1 protein-coding gene is annotated in these 351 nt (G+C 80.6%); it reads left to right on the top strand.

The genetic code is table 11. The features are described from left to right. On the top strand, positions 1-351 hold a 351-nt coding region (locus ACR9ZG_RS18955; protein ID WP_481286392.1), incomplete at both ends, for a hypothetical protein.

The raw sequence follows: 351 nt of genomic DNA, 5'->3' as shown, positions 1-351 counted from the left end.
ATCGCCGCCCACGACGACGGGTCGGTCGTCGTGCGCGAGACGCTGCCGGAGGACGTGCCCGCGTACGCCGACCTCCCGAGCGCGCTCACGCCCGCCGCCCCGCCCAACACGCGGGCGCTGGCCGAGGCGATCCGCGAATGGGGTTCCGCGCTGCTCGCCGCCCGCCACGCCGACGGCTGGCCGGTCGACGCGACCGTCGACCTCCTGCGCCGCACCCCGCCGCGCACCCGGTCGGGAGCGCTTGCGCCGGAGGCCGGCGCGGCGGACGGCGGCGGCGCGGCGGACGGGGGCGACGGCGGCGACGGCCGCATCGGCGCCGTGCTCGCGAGCCTGCTCGACCTGGACCGGTCC

The sequence above is a fragment of the Leifsonia sp. KNZ12-8B genome (assembly GCF_056755495.1).
Note: the sequence above shows the minus strand (reverse complement) of the source record. Positions and strands in the feature narration are given on the sequence as shown.